This is a genomic window from Vibrio sp. 1069, assembly GCF_033340555.1.
Genome location: NZ_JAWOWP010001013.1, coordinates 1 through 505 on the forward strand (window position 1 = coordinate 1; position 505 = coordinate 505).

General features: G+C 45.1%; 2 pseudogenes. One reads left to right on the top strand and one right to left on the bottom strand.

Going from position 1 to position 505, the window contains the following annotated elements:
- A pseudogene (locus tag R7040_RS30330) lies at nt 1-219 on the top strand (hypothetical protein); the annotation flags it as partial.
- 39 nt (nt 220-258) lie between these two features.
- On the opposite strand, the pseudogene R7040_RS30335 reads toward R7040_RS30330, so the two are convergent.
- A pseudogene (locus tag R7040_RS30335) lies at nt 259-505 on the bottom strand (metal-dependent hydrolase); the annotation flags it as partial.

Sequence of the window (505 nt, forward strand, 5' to 3'; positions counted from 1 at the left end):
AACTTTGCGCCCTCCGTTCGCGGGCAAGGTGTGCTTACTGCATTTATCGATTACATTAAAAGCCATCCATATCATTACCAAGGCGTTGAAGTCGCTATCATTGAAAACAAAAGCTTAGCAAAACGACTGTTGTCTCTTGGATGGAAGTACAAATCTCTGTTTAGCAAAATGTTCTTTGCTCATAAGCCTACGCTGGTGAAGGACTTTCAATCGGCTTGATAGTCACTGAGTCACTCCCCATGTAACCCAAGTAAGCGCTCAGTCAAAGTCCGTAAGCATATTGAGAAAAGTTTGGCGGTCTTCCGCTGTACTACCTCGATGAGCAGTGTATTCGACGTGTTCGTCCGCGCTGGCTTTCGGGGATAGATTGATGCCCCACAGCGCATTAATTTGGTTTGGCACGATGGAGTAACGCACATCAACAATTCGCATTTCGTCATCCGGGTCTTGCATTACAAAACCATTTGAAAACCAACGGAAACGTTCAATATCTTTCGCTTGCTGA